Source organism: Rhodoferax sp. WC2427 (assembly GCF_040822085.1).
GTDB lineage: Bacteria > Pseudomonadota > Gammaproteobacteria > Burkholderiales > Burkholderiaceae_C > Rhodoferax_B.
In genome coordinates this window covers 2,500,832-2,520,467 of sequence record NZ_CP162006.1, presented here as the reverse complement: position 1 = coordinate 2,520,467, position 19,636 = coordinate 2,500,832, and the positions used below count along the sequence as shown (strand labels likewise).

General features: G+C 62.4%; 16 protein-coding genes. 7 read left to right on the top strand and 9 right to left on the bottom strand.

Features of this window, described 5'->3' with window-relative positions; translation table 11 throughout:
* The first annotated feature begins 53 nt into the window (after positions 1 to 53).
* From AB3G31_RS11825 to clpA, 3 genes are all read left to right on the top strand, one after another.
* Complete coding sequence (locus AB3G31_RS11825) at positions 54 to 1,865, top strand: GGDEF domain-containing protein (protein ID WP_367850334.1); 1,812 nt, start codon at positions 54 to 56, stop codon at positions 1,863 to 1,865.
* A 55-nt stretch (positions 1,866 to 1,920) separates the two neighbouring features.
* Entirely contained in the window at positions 1,921 to 2,280 is a 360-nt protein-coding gene (gene clpS / locus AB3G31_RS11820; protein ID WP_367846284.1) for an ATP-dependent Clp protease adapter ClpS, read from the top strand.
* Between the two features lie 106 nt (positions 2,281 to 2,386).
* Positions 2,387 to 4,726, top strand: coding sequence for an ATP-dependent Clp protease ATP-binding subunit ClpA (gene clpA, locus AB3G31_RS11815; RefSeq protein WP_367846283.1), 2,340 nt, complete (start codon positions 2,387 to 2,389; stop codon positions 4,724 to 4,726).
* Positions 4,727 to 4,804: 78 nt separating this feature from the next.
* On the opposite strand, the gene AB3G31_RS11810 is transcribed toward clpA, so the two are convergent.
* Positions 4,805 to 5,497, bottom strand: coding sequence for a mobilization protein (locus tag AB3G31_RS11810; protein WP_367846282.1), 693 nt, complete (start codon positions 5,495 to 5,497; stop codon positions 4,805 to 4,807).
* 421 nt (positions 5,498 to 5,918) lie between these two features.
* On the opposite strand from AB3G31_RS11810, the gene pbpG reads away from it, so the two are divergent.
* Positions 5,919 to 6,920, top strand: a complete 1,002-nt coding sequence (gene pbpG, locus AB3G31_RS11805) for a D-alanyl-D-alanine endopeptidase (RefSeq protein ID WP_367850333.1) — start codon at positions 5,919 to 5,921, stop codon at positions 6,918 to 6,920.
* 21 nt (positions 6,921 to 6,941) lie between these two features.
* On the opposite strand, the gene AB3G31_RS11800 is transcribed toward pbpG, so the two are convergent.
* From AB3G31_RS11800 to pdxH, 4 genes are all read right to left on the bottom strand, one after another.
* Positions 6,942 to 7,733: an IclR family transcriptional regulator gene (locus AB3G31_RS11800; protein WP_367846281.1), complete on the bottom strand. Its 792-nt coding sequence runs from the start codon at positions 7,731 to 7,733 to the stop codon at positions 6,942 to 6,944.
* A gap of 73 nt (positions 7,734 to 7,806) precedes the next feature.
* Positions 7,807 to 8,541, bottom strand: a complete 735-nt coding sequence (locus AB3G31_RS11795; protein ID WP_367846280.1) for an arginyltransferase — start codon at positions 8,539 to 8,541, stop codon at positions 7,807 to 7,809.
* Positions 8,538 to 9,314, bottom strand: coding sequence for a leucyl/phenylalanyl-tRNA--protein transferase (gene aat / locus AB3G31_RS11790; RefSeq protein ID WP_367846279.1), 777 nt, complete (start codon positions 9,312 to 9,314; stop codon positions 8,538 to 8,540). Before aat ends, AB3G31_RS11795 begins: the two co-directional genes overlap by 4 nt.
* 20 nt (positions 9,315 to 9,334) lie before the next feature.
* On the bottom strand, positions 9,335 to 9,985 hold the full coding sequence (pdxH, locus tag AB3G31_RS11785; protein ID WP_367846278.1) for a pyridoxamine 5'-phosphate oxidase: 651 nt from the start codon (positions 9,983 to 9,985) through the stop codon (positions 9,335 to 9,337).
* Between the two features lie 381 nt (positions 9,986 to 10,366).
* Between pdxH and edd the strand changes: the two genes are divergently transcribed.
* The gene (gene edd / locus AB3G31_RS11780; protein WP_367846277.1) at positions 10,367 to 12,184 is read left to right on the top strand and encodes a phosphogluconate dehydratase; all 1,818 of its coding nucleotides are present in this window, start codon (positions 10,367 to 10,369) and stop codon (positions 12,182 to 12,184) included.
* Positions 12,175 to 12,831: a bifunctional 4-hydroxy-2-oxoglutarate aldolase/2-dehydro-3-deoxy-phosphogluconate aldolase gene (gene eda, locus AB3G31_RS11775; protein ID WP_367846276.1), complete on the top strand. Its 657-nt coding sequence runs from the start codon at positions 12,175 to 12,177 to the stop codon at positions 12,829 to 12,831. The genes edd and eda overlap by 10 nt, the downstream gene beginning before the upstream one ends.
* Positions 12,832 to 12,861: 30 nt before the next feature.
* Here the strand turns inward: eda and AB3G31_RS11770 are convergent, their stop codons facing one another.
* The 3 genes from AB3G31_RS11770 to AB3G31_RS11760 all read right to left on the bottom strand — a co-directional run bounded on the left by AB3G31_RS11770 (position 12,862) and on the right by AB3G31_RS11760 (position 16,282).
* Positions 12,862 to 13,752, bottom strand: coding sequence for a caspase family protein (locus AB3G31_RS11770; protein ID WP_367846275.1), 891 nt, complete (start codon positions 13,750 to 13,752; stop codon positions 12,862 to 12,864).
* 101 nt (positions 13,753 to 13,853) lie between these two features.
* Positions 13,854 to 14,261, bottom strand: coding sequence for a lactoylglutathione lyase (gene gloA / locus AB3G31_RS11765; RefSeq protein WP_367846274.1), 408 nt, complete (start codon positions 14,259 to 14,261; stop codon positions 13,854 to 13,856).
* A 164-nt stretch (positions 14,262 to 14,425) separates the two neighbouring features.
* Positions 14,426 to 16,282, bottom strand: coding sequence for a DEAD/DEAH box helicase (locus tag AB3G31_RS11760; RefSeq protein ID WP_367846273.1), 1,857 nt, complete (start codon positions 16,280 to 16,282; stop codon positions 14,426 to 14,428).
* 257 nt (positions 16,283 to 16,539) lie between these two features.
* Between AB3G31_RS11760 and ettA the strand changes: the two genes are divergently transcribed.
* Positions 16,540 to 18,201, top strand: a complete 1,662-nt coding sequence (gene ettA / locus AB3G31_RS11755; protein WP_367846272.1) for an energy-dependent translational throttle protein EttA — start codon at positions 16,540 to 16,542, stop codon at positions 18,199 to 18,201.
* 86 nt (positions 18,202 to 18,287) lie between these two features.
* Here ettA and AB3G31_RS11750 read toward each other — a convergent pair whose 3' ends face one another.
* Positions 18,288 to 19,634: a TAXI family TRAP transporter solute-binding subunit gene (locus AB3G31_RS11750; protein WP_367846271.1), complete on the bottom strand. Its 1,347-nt coding sequence runs from the start codon at positions 19,632 to 19,634 to the stop codon at positions 18,288 to 18,290.
* Between the last annotated feature and the right edge of the window lie 2 nt (positions 19,635 to 19,636).

Below are 19,636 nucleotides of genomic sequence, written 5' to 3'. Positions count from 1 at the left end.
CCAGGCTTTTGCCGTTCACATGGAGTGATGCCTTGGATACATTCGCTGTAGACATGCCGAGTCTGGCCCGCGACTACTTTCCGGGCAAGGTGCGCCATGGGGTGGGGCCGCTGGCCGCCTTGATGCGTAAAAACGCGCTGCAGTCGGTTTTCCAGCCCATCGTGGATTTGCGCAACGGCGGCATCTACGCGCACGAAGCACTGATTCGGGGTATCGAGGGCTCGGCCCTGTTTGGGGCCGATGCCTTGTTCAGCGCAGCCCGCAGCGAGCGGCTGGTGTTTGAGTTTGAGCTGCACTGCGTAGGCGTGGCGCTGGACGGCTGGGGCCGCCTGCAGGAACCCGGGCGGCTGTTTGTCAACATCAGCGCCGATGCCCTGGTGGACGTGGTGCAGTGCGAAGGCTGCGCCACCCTGGTGCAGTGGGTGCGCAGCTTCGGGGTCTTGCCGCGCATGCTGGTGCTGGAGCTGACCGAGCACGAGCGCGTGAACAACATGGACCAGTTGACCGAGGTAGCCCGCGAGGTGCGCGCCGCTGGCCTGTCGCTGGCACTGGACGACTTTGGCGATGGCCGCTCCAGCCTGCGGCTGTGGTCCCAGGTGAAGCCGGAGATCGTCAAGATCGACAAATACTTCACCAAAGACATCGCCCACCACGCCGACAACCTGCAAACCCTGCAGGCCTTGAAGCAGATTGCCACCATTTTTGGCACCCAACTGGTGGCCGAAGGCATCGAGACGCCGGACGACCTGCGGGTGCTGCGCGACCTGGATCTGGCCTACGGGCAGGGCTATCTGCTGGGCCGACCCGCGCTGGCGCCCCGGATCAAGGTGCATGAAGCGGCCACAGAGGTGCTGAACGACACGCTGGTGTCGATATTTCCCGCCTCGGGGCGGGTGTCACGCTCCGGCGTATTGCGTGGCCTGGCCGTACAACAGGCGCCTTGCGCCGATCTGCACACCACCAACGACCAGTTGTCGGCGCTATTTTTGCAGCACGCCGAGCTGCACGCGATTGCGATCGTGGACAACGGCCGCCCGCTGGCGCTGGTGAACCGGCACCAGTTCATGACCCACTATGCCACCCCGTACTACCGGGAGGTGCATGGCCGCAAACCCTGCCTGGCCAACGCCAACCACGCGCCGCGCCTGGTGGAGCGGGACCATAACGTGGACGAACTGGTGGGCATCCTGACTTCGCAAGACCAGCGCTACCTGACCGAGGGCTTCATCGTGACGGAAAACGGGCGCTACATCGGCCTGGGCACTGGCGACCAGCTGGTGCGCTCGGTAACCGAGGTGCGGCTGGAGGCCGCCCGCCACGCCAATCCACTGACCTTTTTGCCGGGCAATATTCCCATCAGCCAGCACATAGAGCGCCTGATGGACGCCGGAGCCGACTTTGTCGCCTGTTATGCCGATTTGAACCACTTCAAACCGTTCAACGACCATTACGGCTACTGGCGTGGGGATGAGATGATCCGCCTGGTGGCCAAGCTGGCGCTGGTCCATTGCGATGCCAAACGGGATTTTGTGGGCCACGTGGGCGGTGACGACTTTATCTTTCTGTTCCAAAGCAGCGACTGGGTGCAGCGCTGCGAGGCCATCGTGCAGGAGTTTGCCGAGCGGGCCCTGGCCCTGTTCGATGCCCCGGCGCGGCTGGACGGCGGCATCCACGCCGAAGACCGGCAGGGCGTGCCGCGGTTTTTTCCGTTCACCACGTTGTCGATCGGCGCGGTGCGTATCCAACGTGGCCAGTATGGGCATGCAGAGGAGGTGGCCAATGCCGCCGCCTTGGCCAAACACGATGCCAAGGTGCATGGCGCGGGTTTGTTCATCCGGGAATCCGTCGGCGCGGCACTGGCGTAAGCGTTGGAATGCACGGCCCCGGGCAGGGGTACAAACTGCTCTATAAAATGGCGGCATGGCCACCAAAACCCCCAAAAAGCCGCCGCAACCCGTAGTCCCGTCCTCCACACCGGATGATGGGGGTTCGGTCGTGCTGGAGCGGCGCACTGAAAAGATCAAGCCCCCGCAAATGCACCAGGTGCTGATGCTCAATGACGACTACACCCCGATGGAATTCGTGGTGGTGGTGATCCAGGAGTTTTTCAGCAAGGACCGCGAAACGGCCACCCAGATCATGCTCAAGATCCATCTGGACGGCAAAGCCGTGTGCGGGGTGTACTCCAAAGACGTGGCCGCCACCAAGGTCGATCAGGTGCTGGAAGCCGCCAAACAGAATGGCCACCCCTTGCAATGCATCAGCGAACCGGTGGGTTGATGCAGTAGGCTTGAATAAGCCGAACCGCAACCCATGTAGAGTGCGTAGCAAGAAGTCACAAAGAGTTGTTAGGTGTCGAAATTAGCAAGGCAAAAAAGGAATTCACATGATTGCCCAAGAATTGGAAGTCAGTTTGCACATGGCATTTGTGGAAGCGCGCCAGCAACGCCACGAATTTATTACCGTCGAGCACCTGCTGCTGGCGTTGCTGGACAACCCCAGCGCCGCCGAAGTGCTGCGCGCGTGCTCGGCCAACATTGACGATTTGCGCAAGTCCTTGAGCAATTTCATCAAGGACAACACGCCCCAGGTCGCAGGCTCTGACGATGTGGATACCCAGCCCACGCTCGGGTTCCAGCGGGTGATCCAGCGCGCCATCATGCACGTGCAGTCCACCGGCAGCGGCAAGAAGGAAGTCACCGGCGCCAACGTGCTGGTCGCCATTTTTGGTGAAAAAGACTCGCACGCCGTGTACTACCTGCACCAGCAGGGCGTGACACGCCTGGACGTGGTCAACTTCATTGCCCACGGCATCAAGAAAAGCGACCCGCCCGAGCCCGTCAAGGCCGCTGAAAACCAGGCCGAAGGCGAAGAGGGCGGTGGCGAGAAGAACGAGAAAGCCTCGCCCCTGGAGCAGTTCACCCAGAACCTGAACCAGATGGCCAAGGACGGCAAGATCGATCCGCTGATCGGCCGCGAGTACGAGGTCGAGCGCACCATCCAGATCCTGTGCCGCCGCCGTAAAAACAACCCGCTGCTGGTGGGTGAAGCCGGCGTGGGCAAAACCGCCATCGCCGAGGGCCTGGCCTGGCGCATCACACAAAAGGAAGTGCCCGAAATTCTGGCCGAAGCCGTGGTGTATTCGCTGGACATGGGCGCGCTGCTGGCGGGCACCAAGTACCGCGGTGACTTCGAGCAGCGCCTCAAAGGCGTACTCAAGTCCCTCAAGGACAAACCCAACGCGATCTTGTTCATCGATGAAATCCACACCCTGATCGGTGCGGGTGCGGCCTCGGGCGGCACGCTGGATGCGTCCAACTTGCTCAAACCCGCGCTCTCCAGCGGCCAGCTCAAGTGCATTGGTGCCACCACGTTTACCGAATACCGCGGCATCTTCGAAAAAGACGCCGCCCTGTCACGCCGCTTCCAGAAGGTCGATGTGGTGGAGCCCACCGTGCAGGAAACCGTGGAAATCCTCAAGGGCCTGAAGTCGCGCTTCGAAGAGCACCATGGCGTGAAATACGCCCTGGCCGCACTGCAGGCCGCCGCCGAGCTCAGTGCCAAGTACATCAACGACCGCCATTTGCCCGACAAGGCGATCGACGTGATCGACGAAGCGGGTGCGGCCCAGCGCATCTTGGCGCCCAGCAAGCGCAAGAAAACCATCACCAAGACCGAGGTGGAAGAGATCGTGGCCAAAATCGCCCGCATCCCGCCCGCCAATGTGTCCAACGACGACCGCGGCAAACTCAAGACGCTGGAACGCGACCTGAAAAGCGTGGTGTTCGGCCAGGACAAGGCCCTCGACGTGCTGGCTTCTGCCGTGAAGATGGCGCGCTCCGGCCTGGGCAAGGGCGACAAGCCGATTGGCTCCTTCCTGTTCAGCGGCCCCACCGGCGTCGGCAAGACCGAGGCGGCCAAGCAACTGGCCTACATCATGGGCATCGAGCTGATCCGCTTTGACATGTCCGAGTACATGGAGCGCCATGCGGTGAGCCGTTTGATCGGTGCGCCCCCGGGCTACGTGGGCTTTGACCAGGGCGGTCTGCTGACCGAGGCTGTCACCAAGAAGCCGCATTGCGTGCTGCTGCTGGACGAAATTGAAAAAGCCCACCCGGACATTTTCAACGTGCTGCTGCAGGTGATGGACCACGGTACGCTGACCGATAACAACGGGCGCAAGGCCGACTTCCGCAACGTCATCATCATCATGACGACGAATGCGGGTGCCGAGACCATGAACAAGGCCACGATTGGCTTTACCAATCCACGCCAGGCGGGCGACGAAATGGCGGACATCAAACGCCTGTTCACCCCCGAGTTCCGCAACCGCCTGGATGCGACCGTGAGCTTCAAGGCGCTGGATGAAACCATCATCCTGCGGGTGGTGGACAAGTTCCTGCTGCAGCTGGAAACCCAGCTGGCCGAGAAGAAAGTGGACGTTACGTTTACCGACAACTTGCGCAAGTACCTGGGCAAGAAGGGCTTTGACCCGCTGATGGGTGCACGCCCAATGCAACGCCTGATCCAGGACACGATCCGCCGCGCCCTGGCCGACGAATTGCTGTTCGGTCGCCTGATCGACGGTGGCCGCCTGACGGTGGACATGAAGATCACCACTGACGAGAAGGGCGTGGAAAACGGCGAAGTCGAGCTCGACATCCAGCCGCTGCCCAAGCGAGAAGGCCGGGCCAAGCCCGAGTCGGAAGAAGCCACCGCAGGCTAAATCCCGTCTGCCTCCCCACAAAAAAGGGGCAGTACCACTTCGGTACTGCCCTTTTTTTATAGCAAACTATTGAGCAGGCTAGAGCGGCAGGGTGTCAAAACCTGCATAAGCCTTACGCAGCCAGGTCTTGACGCGCTGGCGCTCCAGCATGCCCAGGCCGTCGGTTTCGCTGCGCTCGTGCACCGCGCTCCAGAAGCTGGCGCTTTGGCGGTCGATCTTGCGCATGGCGGCATCCTGCAACTGGGGCAATTCAATCACCCGCGCGCCGTAGGCCAGGGCCTGCTGCATGGGGGCGGAGGACTGCATCAGGGAGAAGTCCGAGCCCCGACCATGGTTGAGCACAATGATGTAGTTGGGCGTGTTGCCTACGCTGGCCATCAGGTCAGCCAGCAGATTCACAGAATCTTTGCCTTCGTCGATGACGTGCCAGAAATTCACTGCCACATGCAGGTCGCCCAGCACTTCGAACAGGTCGGAGTCGTGGATCCAGCGGGCCAGCGGGGCGGCGGTTTGGGCGGCCAGGTCCACGATGACGTTTTGCTCGGGGTTGGCTTCGAACGCTTCGGCGATCACGTCCAGCCCTTCAAAGCTGTCCACCACCACCGGCGAAGCGAAGTCGGGATAGAAGCGGGTGAAGGAGTTGTGCGACCGGTCGGTGTCAAAGCCGGTAAAGGCCTTGCCGGTGTCCAAAAAGTACTGTGCCAGTACGCGGGCGGTGACGGACTTGCCTACGCCGCCCTTTTCGCCGCCAATGAAATTGATTGAACTCATGGGTTTTCCCTGCAATGTTAGGCATGGACTTACGAACGTAAGCCGCGTCGCAGATTCTACGGGGTCGGCTTCTGCCTTTGGCTTCTGCCGATGGGTGGTTGGCTAAAATTAAGCAAGAACCATGCGCAATCAATGTAATCAAAGCAAGCTTGCAGCCAAGCAGACACGTTATGTACGTGTAAAGGCTCAGAGATTGGCGCTGAATCGGCGGGTTGCCACCGGTTTCACCGCAAAATCGCCTCTAAAATAATAGCACTTTAAAAAGCTTATCTAAGTCTTTGATCTTGTGTGAAGTTTTCGATCTAGATACACTTACTCACATACGTTTATGTCCGGAGTTCATCCCATGCCCTCCTCTGAAAGTCCTGCTTTGAATCGCTTGCTACAAATTGTTGCTATTTTTACCTGCTCCGTCACCCTGATGGCGGCACCAGCGCAAGCGGCGCAGCGCAAGAAGGTCGAGATCCAGAAGACCTCCAGCAGCGGCGCAGCGGCCAAGCGCAGCAGTTCGAAAGCCGTGCGGGTCAGTTCCCGCGCGGCCAAGATGCAAATTACCGCCAAGTCCCGCGCAGCCATGCGCCCGGTTGCGGTCATCATCCCTGCCAAACCGTCGTTTGGTGAATTGGCCGGTTTGCACGGCGCACCGGACGCGCTGGCACTCAAGTCCAGCGTGGCCCTGGTGATCGACCAGGACACCCGTGAAGTGCTGTTCAGCAAGAACGACCAGGCAATCCTGCCGATTGCTTCCATCACCAAGCTGATGACCGGCGTGGTGATCAACGAAGCCCGTCTGCCGATGGACGAAGAGATCACCATTACCCAGGACGACGTCGACACCGAAAAACGCAGCCGTTCGCGGTTGACCGTCGGCTCCACCCTGAGCCGTGGCGAGTTGCTGCACCTGGCGCTGATGTCCAGCGAAAACCGTGCGGCCCACGCCCTGGGACGCACCTATCCTGGCGGTTTGCCCGCTTTTGTAGCTTTGATGAACGCCAAGGCCAAAGGCCTGGGCATGAAAGACACCCGCTATGTCGAGCCCACCGGCTTGTCCAGCGACAACCAGTCCAGCGCACGCGATCTGGCTACCTTGGTGAATGCCGCCTACAACGAGCCCACTTTGCGTGAGCTCACCACTTCGCAGGGCTACCAGGTCGAAATCGGCAGCCGCATGATGCAATTCAACAATACCAACCGTTTGGTGAAAAACCCCGATTGGGATATTGGCCTGCAAAAGACGGGCTTTATCAACGAAGCAGGCCAGTGCCTGGTGCTGCAAGCCAAGGTGGCAGGCCGCAAGCTGATCATGGTTTTTCTGGACTCTGCAGGCAAACTCAGCCGCATCGCCGATGCCGAGCGCGTGCGCCACTGGGTGGAAGCCAACCACATGATGACCGCACGCACTGCGGTCAAGATCGCCGGCTGAAGCGGCGCTTCCCCACAGCGGCTAGCGGCCGCCCGGGGTCGTTTTATAGCCCAGGGCAGACGAGATGGCGTTGGCGGTTGTCTGTAACTTGGGTAACCAGTTTTCATCCAGCCGGTCTGCCGGGGCGGAGATGGAAAGCCCTGCCACCAGCCGGTTCTGGTCGTCGTACACACCGACGGCCATGCAGCGTACGCCCAACTCCAGCTCCTCGTTGTCGCGGGCTATGCCGTATTGGCGCACGCGCGCCAGTTCGCGCTCCAGCTGGCCCAGGTCGGTCAGGCTGTTCTTGGTCTGGCCGCTCAGGCCGGTGCGGGTCGCGTAGGCCCGCACGCGCTGGGGGTCGTCGATGGCTAGAAACAGCTTGCCCACCGACGTAAGGTGCAAGGGCGCCCGCCCGCCAATGGCCCGCACCACCTGCATGCCAGAGCGCTCGCTGAACGCGCGCTCCACGTACACAATTTCATCGCCCTGGCGCAGGCTCAGGTTTACCGGCTGCTGGGTCAGGCGGTGCAGTTCGCGCATCGGGATCAGGGCGGCATCGCGCACGCTCAAGCGCCCCTTGACCAGATTGCCCAGCTCCAGCAAGCGCATTCCCAGACGGTAGCTGCCGGGTTCGGGCCGGTCCACGAAGCGGCCGGTGGCCAGATCGTTCAAGATGCGGTGGGTGGTAGACGGATGCAGGCCGGTCTTTTCGCTGATTTCCTTGAGCGACATGGCCTCTTCACGCGAGGCCAGCACGTCGATCAGGGCAAACATGCGCTCGATCACCTGGACGGTCGGTGTGGCGGGAATACTGGGGTCGGTCGCTTTCATGGGCAGTTCTCACAATGTATGGGTGCATCTTACCTTGTGAAATACCAAATTGCATGATGTGAAATGGCCAGGATTAACCTGCTGTCCAAATACCGTCGCGCAGCACCTCGTGGGGAAGGAAGCGGGCTTTGTACAGCATCTTTGGGCTTTGGGCGATCCAGTAGCCCAGGTACACATACGGCAGACCCAGTTGTTGCGCCTGCTCGATCTGCCACAGTACGTTGTAAGTGCCGTAACTGGCGCGCTCATCCGGTTCATAGAAGGTGTACACGGCGGACAGCCCGTCGTCCAGCACATCCAGAATCGACACCATCTTGAGTGCGCCGGGCGAGCCGTCTTCCCGTGTTTCACGGAATTCCACCAGGCGGGAATCGACCCGGCTTTGCAGTAGAAACTGGGTGTACTGGTCGACGCTGTCCTGGTCCATGCCGCCGCCAGCGTGTCGACCATTCTGGTAGCGCAGGTAGAGCTGGTAGTGTTCGGGCATGAAACCCAAGTGCAACACGCGGGCCTGCAAACTGCGGTGTTGTACCTTGGCGCGCCGCTGGCTGCGGTCGGGCTTGAAGCGGGCCACCAGCACCCGCAATGGCATGCAGGCCTGGCAACCGTCGCAGTAGGGGCGGTAGGTAAACAGGCCGCTGCGCCGGAAACCGCCGCGCACCAACTCAGAGTAGGTGTCGGTTTGTATCAGGTGGCTGGGCGTGGCCACTTGCGAGCGCGCGTGCCGCTCGGGCAGGTAACTGCAAGGGTAGGGTGCCGTTGCATAAAACTGCAGGGTTTGCAGGGGCAGGTCGGTGAGGTGTGTCACGGGGAAGCCAGCGGTTGGGGTTGTAAAGCGTTCCAGTAGTGGCGATCAAATTGCCAGGTGGGGCCTGGCAGCCTGGCATTCACAGCCACCTGCTCGCAAAACACCGAGCGGGGCATTTCTCGCGCACCCAGCGATGCCAAATGGGCCGTATTCTGCTGGCAATCGACCAACGGAATACCGTTGACGCGGCAAAAGCACACCAGGGCCGCCAACGCAATTTTGGAAGCATCTGGCACACGGGTAAACATCGACTCACCAAAAACGGCATTGCCGATGGCCACGCAGTACAACCCCCCCACCAGTTGACCGTCGATCCAGGTTTCTACACTGTGCGCATAGCCGGCTTGGTGCAGGGCCTCGTAGGCCTGCACCATATCGGACACGATCCAGGTGCCGGACTGGCCCGGACGCGGGCTGCCCGAGCAGCCCCTTATCACGTCATAAAATTGGGTGTCAAATCGGACCTCTGCGCTTTTATTACCTACAAAGTTAGCTATGGTTTTGCGTAATGAGCGGTGCAGCCGGAAGGCGTCGACTTGCAGCACCATGCGCGGGCTGGTGCTCCACCACAGAATGGGCTGGCCCGCACTGAACCACGGGAAAATGCCATGCCGGTAGGCCAGCAGCAGGCTGTCCACGTCCAGCGCACCACCCGCGGCCAGCAAGCCTGGCGCCGCGTCTGCCTCGCCCCAAGCCTGGCTCACCGGCGGAAACGCCTCCCCGGGGACCAGCCAAGGTACAGGCTTGTGGGCGGTAGACCGGGCGGAGCACATACGGCAATTTCTTAGTATGTTTATGGAGCCAAGCGCTCACGCAGCCAGGTTGAATCGCTATTCAAAGTGTAGCGTAGCCGGTCATGCAGACGGCTTTTGCGGCCTTGCCAGAATTGCCAGTTGTCGGGCTCTAACCGGTAGCCGCCCCAATGTGGCGGGCGGGGCGGGTTGAGCAGGAATTTGGCGCCGAATTTTGCCGCGTTGGCCACCAGCACGCCGCGCCCCGAGATCACCTGCGACTGCGGCGAGGCCCAGGCCCCAATGCGCGAATCCAGCGGGCGGCTGTGGAAGTAGGCATCGCTTTCCTCGTCGCTGACCTTGCTCACCCGGCCTTCGATACGCACCACCCGCTCCAGTTCCACCCAGTGGAACTGGAGGGCTGCAAACGGGTTTCCCGCCAGCTCCTGGCCTTTGCGGCTATCGAAGTTGGTGTACCAGACAATGCCGCGCGCATCAAAGCCTTTGACCAGCACGATGCGGGTAGAGGGGCGCAGATCGTGGCCCACGGTGGCCAAAGTCATGGCGTTCGGTTCGGGCACCTGGGCCGCAATGGCTTCGTCTAGCCATTGGCCAAACTGCTGCAGCGGGTCGCGATGGGAGGCCTCTTCGTTGAGTTCGGCGCGTTCGTAGCTTTTGCGCAGGTCGGCAAGGGCGGTATTGGATAGGCTCATCCCCTGATTGTGCCGCCGAACAAAGGCCCACTGGTGGCGCGGCCATTGATCTGGTTGTGCAGCCCCTGCCGTCCTGGCGCAGCAAACTACACGACCGCACGCCACCGTCAGCCGGAAAGTGCCTGGTGGCTGGGACACTGTGGACGGCCGGGTTCCGCGGGCAACCGCTCGGCTGCATTTCTGGACGGCCAGCGTTCGGTTTCAAACCGTGGGTGGGTGCGGGCAGACTTATCTATAAAAACGGGCTCTTGTGCTTATTTCATCAGCGTGAGAAGCTATTTATTTTGTAGCGCTCTTTCGTACCCTACTGGTAACTCCTAAGCTGCCCAGGCGTGCGGTTCGGGAGTACTATTACGGCTGTAATTTTGTTACCAAAAGACCATGACACTCCACCCCACGGTAGCGGCGGTCACAGACCGCATTCGTGCGCGTAGCGGCCCCAGCCGCAGCGCTTATCTAGAACGCCTGACGGCAGCCGCCCAGCGCAAACCGGGGGCGGAACGCATGGGTTGCGCCAACGTGGCCCACGCATTTGCCGGCATGCCGGTGAACGACAAGCTCAAGGTCGTAACCGAAAAGGCCCTCAACATCGGCATCGTCACCGCCTACAACGACATGCTCTCGGCCCACGCGCCGCTGCAAACTTACCCCGACATCGTCAAGGCCGAGGCCCGCCTGCACGGCGCCACGGCCCAGGTGGCTGGCGGCGTGCCGGCCATGTGCGACGGCGTAACCCAGGGCACGCCCGGCATGGAGCTCAGCCTTTTCAGCCGCGACGTGATCGCCATGGCCACCGCCGTGTCGCTCAGCCACGACATGTTCGATGCGGCCTTGATGCTGGGCGTGTGCGACAAGATCGTGCCCGGCCTGCTGATCGGTGCGCTGCAGTTCGGCCATTTGCCCACCGTGTTTGTGCCCGCGGGCCCGATGCCGTCGGGCCTGTCGAACAGCGCCAAATCCAAGGTGCGCGAGCAGGCCGCCCAGGGGCTGGTGGGCCGCGACGAGCTGCTCAAGGCCGAATCCGCCGCCTACCATGCCCCCGGCACCTGCACCTTCTACGGCACCGCCAACAGCAACCAGATGCTGCTCGAAGCCATGGGCTTGCACGTACCCGGCACCGCCTTTGTGGCCCCCGGCGGCGCGCTGCGCGACGAACTCACCCGCGAAGCCACCCGTACCGTGCTGGCCGACGTGAAAGCCAAGCGCTACGCGCCCATCGGCCACGTGGTGGACGAGCGCTGCATCGTCAACGCCATGGTTGCCCTGCTGGCTACCGGCGGCTCCACCAACCACCTGATCCATTGGGTCGCCGTGGCCGCCGCTGCGGGCATCGTGATCGACTGGGACGACTTCAGCGCCTTGTCGGACGTGGTGCCCACGCTGTCGCATGTCTACCCCAATGGCCAGGCCGATGTCAACGAATTCCAGGCGGCAGGTGGCCCCGGCTTCGTGATCCGCGAGCTGTTGGATGCAGGCTTCATGCATGCCGACGTGCTGACCGTGCGCCCGGGTGGCCTGCGTGAGTTCACCGCTGTGCCCTCGATGGCGGGCGATGCGCTCACCTGGACTACCGTGGGCGAGTCAAAGGACGACACCATCGTGCGCCCCGCTTCCAGCCCATTCAGCCCCACCGGCGGCCTGAAGCTGTTGCAGGGCAACCTGGGTCGCAGCGTGATCAAGGCCTCCGCCGTGCCGGACGACCGCCACATCATCGAAGCGCCCATCCGCCTGTTCGACTCGCAGGAAGCCCTGCACGTGGCCTTCAACGCGGGCGAACTCAACCGCGACGTGGTGTGCGTGGTGCGCTGGCAAGGCCCGCAGGCCAACGGCATGCCCGAACTGCACAAGCTCACCCCGCCCTTGGCCGTCTTGCAAGGCAAGGGCTACCGCGTGGCCCTGGTCACCGATGGCCGTATGAGCGGTGCCTCCGGCAAGGTGCCCGCCGCCATCCATGTATCACCTGAAGCCCTGGCTGGCGGCCCGCTGGCCAAGTTGCTGGATGGTGACGTGGTGCGCCTGGACGCCGTGGCCGGTACGCTGCAGGCTCTGGTGCCCGATGCCGAATGGGAGGCCCGCCCCCTGGCCACCATGCCCGAAGCCCTGCGTGTCTCGAACGCCTTCGGCATGGGCCGCGAACTTTTCTCCGGCATGCGCCGCAATGCCCTCACTGCTGAACAAGGAGCTCTCACATGGGTCTAAGCAACCACACTGGCCGCTGGACGGCCTTGCAAGTCATGCAAGACGCGCCGGTGATTCCGGTCATCGTGCTCAACGACGTCGCCCACGCCGTTCCCTTGGCGCGCGCGCTGGTGGCTGGCGGCATCCGCATGCTGGAGGTCACGTTGCGCACCCCGCAGGCACTGGAATGCATTGAGCGCATCGCCAAGGAAGTGCCCGATGCCGTCATCGGCGCAGGCACCATCCGCAGCGCCGCCGATGCGCAAGCCGCTGCCAAAGCCGGTGCGCTGTTTGGCGTAAGCCCCGGCTACACCCGCACGGTGGGCATGGCCTGCCGCGATGCCGGTCTGGCCCTGTTGCCCGGTGTGGCTACCGGTAGCGAGATCATGATGGCCCAGGAAGACGGCTTCACCGAACTCAAGTTCTTCCCCGCCATGCAAGCCGGTGGCCCGGCCATGCTGAAGGCCTGGAGCGGCCCATTCTTCGACGTGAAGTTTTGCCCTACCGGCGGCGTGACGCTGCAAAACGCGCCTGAATTCCTGGCGCTGCCCAACGTGGTGTGCGTGGGCGGCTCGTGGATCGTGCCGACCGATGCCATGCAGTCGGGCGACTGGGGCCGCATCACCCAGTTGTGTCTGGACACAGCGGCCTTGAAGAAGAAGGCCTAAAACAAAAAGCGCCTTCCAAGGCGCTTTTTTTTAAACCTTGAACGGTGATTGCGCTAAAAATTTACCGGCCTTGCCCAGCGAAAAAAGGTTGGGGGACTGGGTCGGGGGCAGGCCTGCGCGCACCTTGGCGTGGAAGTGGCGGTAGGTGCCTTTGAACGTGCCGTTGGCCCATACCTTGAGCACCTGCTCGGTAAATGCACCGTTGTGGTCGCCGTCCATCGAGGTCTGGTTGTCCTGGCAGCCCGACACCAGCACCAGCGAGGGTTTGAACTGGCTGACCACCGCGGTCAGGCGATTGCTCACCGACACCTGAGTCAAAGCGGTATCGGGGTCGGCGACCTGGCCGCCTGCGGCCTTGGCCACATCCATCTGCAGCTTGTCGTAAAACGCCTGGTGGTCGCGGTAGACGCGCATGGCGACACCCAGGGGCATGGCCCGTGAACCCGGTTCATTGGGCAGGGCCTTGACGACCGAGCCGCTGTGGCAGCTGTCCGACAGCACCAGGATGCGCACCCCGGCGGCAAACTTGCTGTACTCAAAGTACAGCTCGTCGTCCAGGATCTGGCCATCAAACAGGCACCAGGTTTCGTCCTTGCCGTCGGGTTCATCGGCGTTGATGTCGGTTACCTGCCCACCGTGGCCAGAGTAGGTCAGGAAGAACAGATCGCCCGCCACCAGCGCTTTGGCGGCGCTGCGCAAGGCGCTCAAAAACTTGGTGCGGGTGGCCTGTTTGGTGAGCAGCACGGTGGGCTGCATGCCCTGCGCCTTGGCCAGCGCTGCCATGTCATTGGCATCGAACTCACAGGCCGCCAGGGGCCCGGTCCAGCCCGAATAGGCCGCTGCGCTGACCGCGTTCAGCCCCATGTGCAGCGACAGGGCCTTGGTCTTGGCGACGGTGGTGCTGGCTTTTTTGGTGGCCATGGTGTCTCCTCAAAAAGAAACCATGTTCCGCCCGGCGCTCTGCTGGTGTCAAGGCACCGGGCCGGTGCTTCGTCCCCTAAATAGAGGACGAAGCTGGGGTCCTAGATGCCGGCGCCGCCCGCGTGTTCGGCACGCTGGATCAGCTCGATCTTGTAGCCGTCCGGGTCCGTTACGAATGCGATCACCGTGGTGCCGCCCTTGACCGGACCCGCCTCGCGCGTGACCTGGCCACCAGCGGATTTGATTTTTTCGCAGGCGGCGTAGGCATCGGGCACAGCCAGGGCAATGTGGCCGTAGGCCGTGCCCAGCTCGTAGCTGTCCACGCCGTGGTTGTAGGTCAGCTCCAGCTCGGCATGGTCGGGGTTGCTGCCATAGCCCACGAAGGCCAGGGTGTACTTGTATTCGGCATTTTCTGACATGCGCAGCAGCTGCATGCCCAGAACCTGGGTGTAGAAGTCGATGGAGCGCTGCAGGTTGCCAACGCGCAGCATGGTGTGGAGAAGTCGCATGGTGTTTTTTTAAGGTGGTAGGGGAGGGCATTGATTGTAAAAATAAACGCCCACAAAAAAGGCGCATGCCGAATGCCATGCGCCTGGTAAGGAGATTGATTTACTCCTGATTTAGTAGCTGCTCACGCTTATTTAATAAGCGCAGGCGGCCTAAAACGCTTAAATCAGCGTCCGAACGAACCACGGGGGCCACCGGGGCCGCGGGATCCGCCGCCACCACCACTGCGGCCGCCGCCGAAGCCGCCGCCACCGTTCCCACCGCCATTGCCGCCACCGTAGCCGCCGCCACCACCACCGCCATTGCGGTTGCCGCCGCCGAAGCCACCACGGCGACCGCGGTCGAGCATGCTGTCTACGCTGGTACGCATGGGGTCAGGCTGGCCGCCTTGGGCAGGGCGGGGCGCAGGGCCCTGGCCACCCATCGAAGCAGAGCGCGTGTGGTCAGGCTGGGCACCGCCGCCATAGCCGCCGCCATTGCCGTTACCGCCACCACCGTAGCTGTTGCCGCCGCCATAGCCGCCGCTGCCACCACCATTGCCGCCGCCGTAGCCGCCACCACCGGTGCGTGCACCGCCAGGACCGGCTGGACGGCCACCACGGCCACCCTGGGGTGGACGTGCGCCTTGGGGGCGCGGCGCCATGCCATCGCCTTGCGGGGGACGGGGGCCACTGCGGGGTGCATTGCTGCGCGGGCCGCCATTGCCACCACGGCCAGCGCCGTCGCCGCCGTTGGCACCCTTGCTGTCACGCACGCGCTGCAGCATTTCGGTGCGGGCGGCTTTGGCAGCCGCCTGCATCACATCGCGGCTGGGTGGCTTGCCAGCACCGCCCCAGATCGTCTGGCGACCCATGGCGATGGGTTCGGCGCGCTCATTGGGTTCGGGCATGAAGCCTTCGATCACTTGCACCGCAATTTCCTGCTTGGTGAAGCGTTCGATGTCCTGCATGAAGCCTTCTTCGTCCAGGCACACCAGATTGACGGCAGCGCCTTCGGCACCGGCGCGACCGGTACGGCCAATGCGGTGCACATAGTCTTCGCAGACGTTCGGGATTTCGTAGTTGACCACGTGTGGCAGGTCGTCGATGTCGATACCGCGGGCAGCGATGTCGGTGGCCACCAGGGCGCGGATGTCGCCGCTCTTGAAGCCTTGCAGGGCCTGGGTGCGGGCCGACTGGCTCTTGTTGCCGTGCAGGGCCATCGATTCGATGCCGTTCTTGGTCAGGAATTCGGCCACGTTGTTGGCACCGAATTTGGTACGGGTGAACACCAGCACCTGGCTCCAGTTGTGTTCCTGGATGATGTGGGCCAGCAAGGCCTTTTTCTTGCCGCGGCCCACCGGGTGGATCACCTGGGTGATGCGCTGCACGGTGGTGTTGCGCGGCGTGACCTGCACGCTTTGCGGGTTCTTCAGCAGCGTAGCGGCCAGGTCCCGGATTTCATCGCTGAAAGTGGCCGAGAACAGCAGGCTTTGCTTGTCTTTGGGCACTGCGGCCAGCACTTTTTTCACGTCATGGATGAAGCCCATGTCGAGCATGCGGTCGGCTTCGTCCAGCACCAGGATCTGCACCTGGCCCAGGTCCAGCACGCCTTGTTGCATCAAGTCCAGCAGGCGGCCCGGGGTCGCCACCAAAATGTCCACACCCTTTTTGACCTTGGTGATTTGCGGGTTCATGCCCACGCCGCCAAAGATCACGGTGGAGCTCAACTCCAGGTATTTGCCGTAGGTTTGCACCGACTCTTCCACCTGGGCGGCGAGTTCGCGGGTGGGGGTGAGCACCAGGGCACGGATGCCCTTGCCACCAAATTTGTTGGTTGCCGCAGCGCTCTCGGTCAGGCGCTGCAGCAGGGGCAGGGTGAACGCTGCCGTTTTGCCGGTGCCGGTTTGCGCACCGCCGAGCAGATCATGCCCGGCCAGCACGACCGGAATGGCTTGTGCCTGGATGGGGGTAGGCTCGGTATAGCCTTGCTCTTGCACGGCCTTCAGAATGGCCGGGGCCAGATTCAGTTCTTCAAAGTTCATTTTGTTGCGCCCGTCCTGGGCGCTTGGAAGCTGGCCTTTTCGCCCAAGTTGTGTACTGGGGCACCAATCAAAGGCAGACATTTTTTAAAAAATGGACGCAAAACAAGAGGGTTTATCTTAGTTTTGGCCCCCAGCGAAGTGCTGGCGTTGCAGCCAATTGGAATGCCGCAACCTGTGGATTGTCGCATGCTGGGATAATCGGCGTTCGCCCGACTTGTTTCGGCAGATTTTTCGTCAGCAACTTCACCCTCAAAAAGATGGCCCAGTACGTATTTACCATGAACCGCGTCGGCAAGATCGTGCCGCCCAAGCGCCACATTCTCAAAGACATTTCGCTCAGCTTCTTCCCCGGCGCCAAGATCGGCGTGCTGGGTACCAACGGCTCGGGCAAGTCCACCCTGCTCAAGATCATGGCCGGGCTGGACAAGGACATTGAAGGCGAAGCCCAGCCCATGGCGGGCCTGAATATTGGCTACCTGCCGCAGGAACCCCAACTGGACCCGACCCAGACGGTGCGCGAAAGCGTGGAAGCGGCCATGGGCAAGGTGTTCTCTGCCAAGGCCCGCCTGGAAGAGGTCTACACCGCCTACGGTGAAGAAGACGCCGACTTCGACGCCCTGGCCGCCGAACAGGCCGAACTGGAAGCCATCATCGCCACTGCCGGCACCGACTCCGAGCACCAGCTGGAAATCGCCGCCGACGCGCTGCGCTTGCCCCCGTGGGATGCCGTGGTGGGCGTGTTGTCTGGTGGTGAAAAGCGCCGCGTGGCGCTGTGCCGCCTGCTGCTGAGCAAGCCCGACATGCTGCTGCTCGACGAGCCAACCAACCACTTGGACGCCGAGTCGGTGGACTGGCTGGAGCAATTCCTGCAGCGCTATTCCGGCACCGTGGTGGCCATCACCCATGACCGCTACTTCCTGGACAACGCAGCCGAGTGGATTCTGGAACTGGACCGGGGCTCCGGCATTCCGTACAAGGGCAATTATTCTGACTGGCTGACGCAAAAGGGCGCGCGCCTGGAAGCCGAGCAAAAGGGCGAAGAAGCCCGTGCCAAGGCCCTGAAAAAGGAATTGGAATGGTCGCGTCAGAACCCCAAGGCCCGCCAGGCCAAGAGCAAGGCCCGTCTGGCCCGCTTTGAGGAACTGAGCGACTTCGAATACCAAAAGCGCAACGAAACCAACGAAATCTTCATCCCTGTGGCCGACCGCCTGGGCCATGAAGTGATCGAGTTCGTCAACGTTACCAAGTCCTTTGGCGACCGCGTGCTGATCGACAACCTGAGCTTCAAGATCCCTGCCGGTGCCATCGTCGGCATCATCGGCCCCAACGGTGCCGGTAAATCCACGCTGTTCAAGCTGATCGCAGGCAAGGAAAAGGCCGATTCGGGTGAAGTGAAGATCGGCTCCACCGTCAAGATGGCCTTTGTGGACCAGCACCGTGACGACTTGTCGAACGAAAAGACCGTCTGGGAAGACGTGTCGGGCGGCCTGGACATCTTGAACGTGGGCAAGTTCCAGATGGCCAGCCGCGCCTACTGTGGCCGCTTCAACTTCAACGGTGCCGACCAGCAGAAGAAGGTGGGCATGCTCTCCGGTGGTGAACGGGGCCGCCTGCATTTGGCCAAGACCCTGATTGCGGGTGGCAACGTGCTGATGCTCGATGAGCCGTCCAACGATCTGGACGTAGAAACCCTGCGCGCCCTGGAAGACGCGCTGCTGGAATTCGCGGGCACCATGCTGGTCATCAGCCATGACCGCTGGTTCCTGGACCGTATCGCCACCCACATCCTGGCCGCCGAAGGCGACAGCCAGTGGACCTTCTTTGACGGCAACTACCAAGAGTACGAAGCCGACAAGAAGAAGCGCCTGGGTGAAGAGGGTGCCAAGCCCAAGCGCATGCGCTACAAAGCGTTGAAGTAACCAGGGCGATTCCCGCAGAATTGGCACAGCCAGTGCGGCGGGATCGCTGGAATCAAAACGGCCCGTGGAAACGGGCCGTTTTGCTTTCAGGGAGGTGGTTCTTTAGGCCAGCTTGCCAGCAGCCGCCTGCGCACCGCTTCGATGTTGTTGCGCAGGGCGTAGAGCTCGTCGGTGTACGACAAAGGCACGGTGATGCGGTGGGTCACGCGGTCGAGTTCGTCGAGCTCGTCGAGCAGCACATCGCGCTCGCCAGTGCGGGCATCGACCCTGGTTTCGATCTCGCGCAGGCGGGCATACCAGCGGAACACGCGGCTGCGCACCCGGAACTGGTACAGCGGCGGCACGATCTTGCTCAAGGGCAGCATCAGCACCACCAAGCCGCCCAGCACCAGCCACATGCGCTCGATCAGGTTGCTGGCCCAGAAGGGCAGGTAGCGTTGCCAAAACGGCGGCGTGCCATTGATGGCGCGGTCGCCTTCGGGGCTAACCGGCAGCTCGCTGGTGCGGGTGTTGGGAAAGTCGCGGGCCCGGTTGAACCAGCCCGCGCCGCTGTGCACGGTTTGCGCGCTCTGGGCGAAGAGCTGGCGCAGGGCAGGGTGGGTCTGGTCGCTGGATATCAGCGAGGTGGTGGCTGCCAGCAGGGACACGTCGTGCGGCGGCATGTCGGCCGCCAGATCGACCACGCCGCGCGGCAGCGTGACGGCCGAGAGAAAAGCGAACCGCCGGGCGTAGGCGTCGCTTTGGCCAAAGTCCATCAGCTGGATGCCCCGGGCGCGCAGCAGGCGCTGTACCAGCGGCGACTGGGGGGCCGAGGCCAGTACCACCACATCCAGCCTCCCCGCCAGCAACGCCTCTACAGCGGGCGCGGGCTCCAGGTTCGACAGGCGCAGGGTCCGGACCTCGATGCGGTTGGCCTTGAACATCTTTTCCACGATGTCGGGCACGCCACTACCTTGTTTATCGATATTGATGCGCAGAGATTTCAGCTGGGGCAGGGCGGTCAGCGTACCGGTGGCGGGATCTATCTTGCGGGCCACGTCGCTGCGGTAGAACAGCCACAGGGGTTCATAGAACAGACTGCCCAGGGACATCAGGCCGACCTCGTCATCGGCTACCGGGTCGGCGCTGCCGCCGCGCACAAAGGCTACGTCGGCCTCGCCGCTGCGCAGCATCTGCAGGTTGTCGGCCGCGCCGTCGGTGGGCTTGAGCACCACCTCGATGCCGCTGGCCTTGAGCGCGCTGGCGTAGCGTTTGCCGAACTCGGCGTAGGCGCTGCCATCCGGGCCGGTGGCCAGGGTGACGGTTTTGGGGGGCTGCGGGTCGAGATACCAGTAGGCCGCGGCTAGCGCACCGATCACGACGAACACCACCGGTCCGGCGGAGACGACCAGGTCGCGCAGGGACAGCAGAATCAGCTTGAGTGTCTTGGGCATGG

Bases quoted from the DNA above. Each gene is read 5' to 3' on its own strand.
- AB3G31_RS11825 (WP_367850334.1), top strand. From the start codon at position 54: ATGCCGAGTCTGGCCCGCGACTACTTTCCGGGCAAGGTGCGCCATGGG.
- clpS (WP_367846284.1), top strand. From the start codon at position 1,921: ATGGCCACCAAAACCCCCAAAAAGCCGCCGCAACCCGTAGTCCCGTCC.
- clpA (WP_367846283.1), top strand. From the start codon at position 2,387: ATGATTGCCCAAGAATTGGAAGTCAGTTTGCACATGGCATTTGTGGAA.
- AB3G31_RS11810 (WP_367846282.1), bottom strand. From the start codon at position 5,497: ATGAGTTCAATCAATTTCATTGGCGGCGAAAAGGGCGGCGTAGGCAAG.
- pbpG (WP_367850333.1), top strand. From the start codon at position 5,919: ATGGCGGCACCAGCGCAAGCGGCGCAGCGCAAGAAGGTCGAGATCCAG.
- AB3G31_RS11800 (WP_367846281.1), bottom strand. From the start codon at position 7,733: ATGAAAGCGACCGACCCCAGTATTCCCGCCACACCGACCGTCCAGGTG.
- aat (WP_367846279.1), bottom strand. From the start codon at position 9,314: ATGTGCTCCGCCCGGTCTACCGCCCACAAGCCTGTACCTTGGCTGGTC.
- pdxH (WP_367846278.1), bottom strand. From the start codon at position 9,985: ATGAGCCTATCCAATACCGCCCTTGCCGACCTGCGCAAAAGCTACGAA.
- edd (WP_367846277.1), top strand. From the start codon at position 10,367: ATGACACTCCACCCCACGGTAGCGGCGGTCACAGACCGCATTCGTGCG.
- eda (WP_367846276.1), top strand. From the start codon at position 12,175: ATGGGTCTAAGCAACCACACTGGCCGCTGGACGGCCTTGCAAGTCATG.
- AB3G31_RS11770 (WP_367846275.1), bottom strand. From the start codon at position 13,752: ATGGCCACCAAAAAAGCCAGCACCACCGTCGCCAAGACCAAGGCCCTG.
- gloA (WP_367846274.1), bottom strand. From the start codon at position 14,261: ATGCGACTTCTCCACACCATGCTGCGCGTTGGCAACCTGCAGCGCTCC.
- AB3G31_RS11760 (WP_367846273.1), bottom strand. From the start codon at position 16,282: ATGAACTTTGAAGAACTGAATCTGGCCCCGGCCATTCTGAAGGCCGTG.
- ettA (WP_367846272.1), top strand. From the start codon at position 16,540: ATGGCCCAGTACGTATTTACCATGAACCGCGTCGGCAAGATCGTGCCG.
- AB3G31_RS11750 (WP_367846271.1), bottom strand. From the start codon at position 19,634: ATGCCCAAGACACTCAAGCTGATTCTGCTGTCCCTGCGCGACCTGGTC.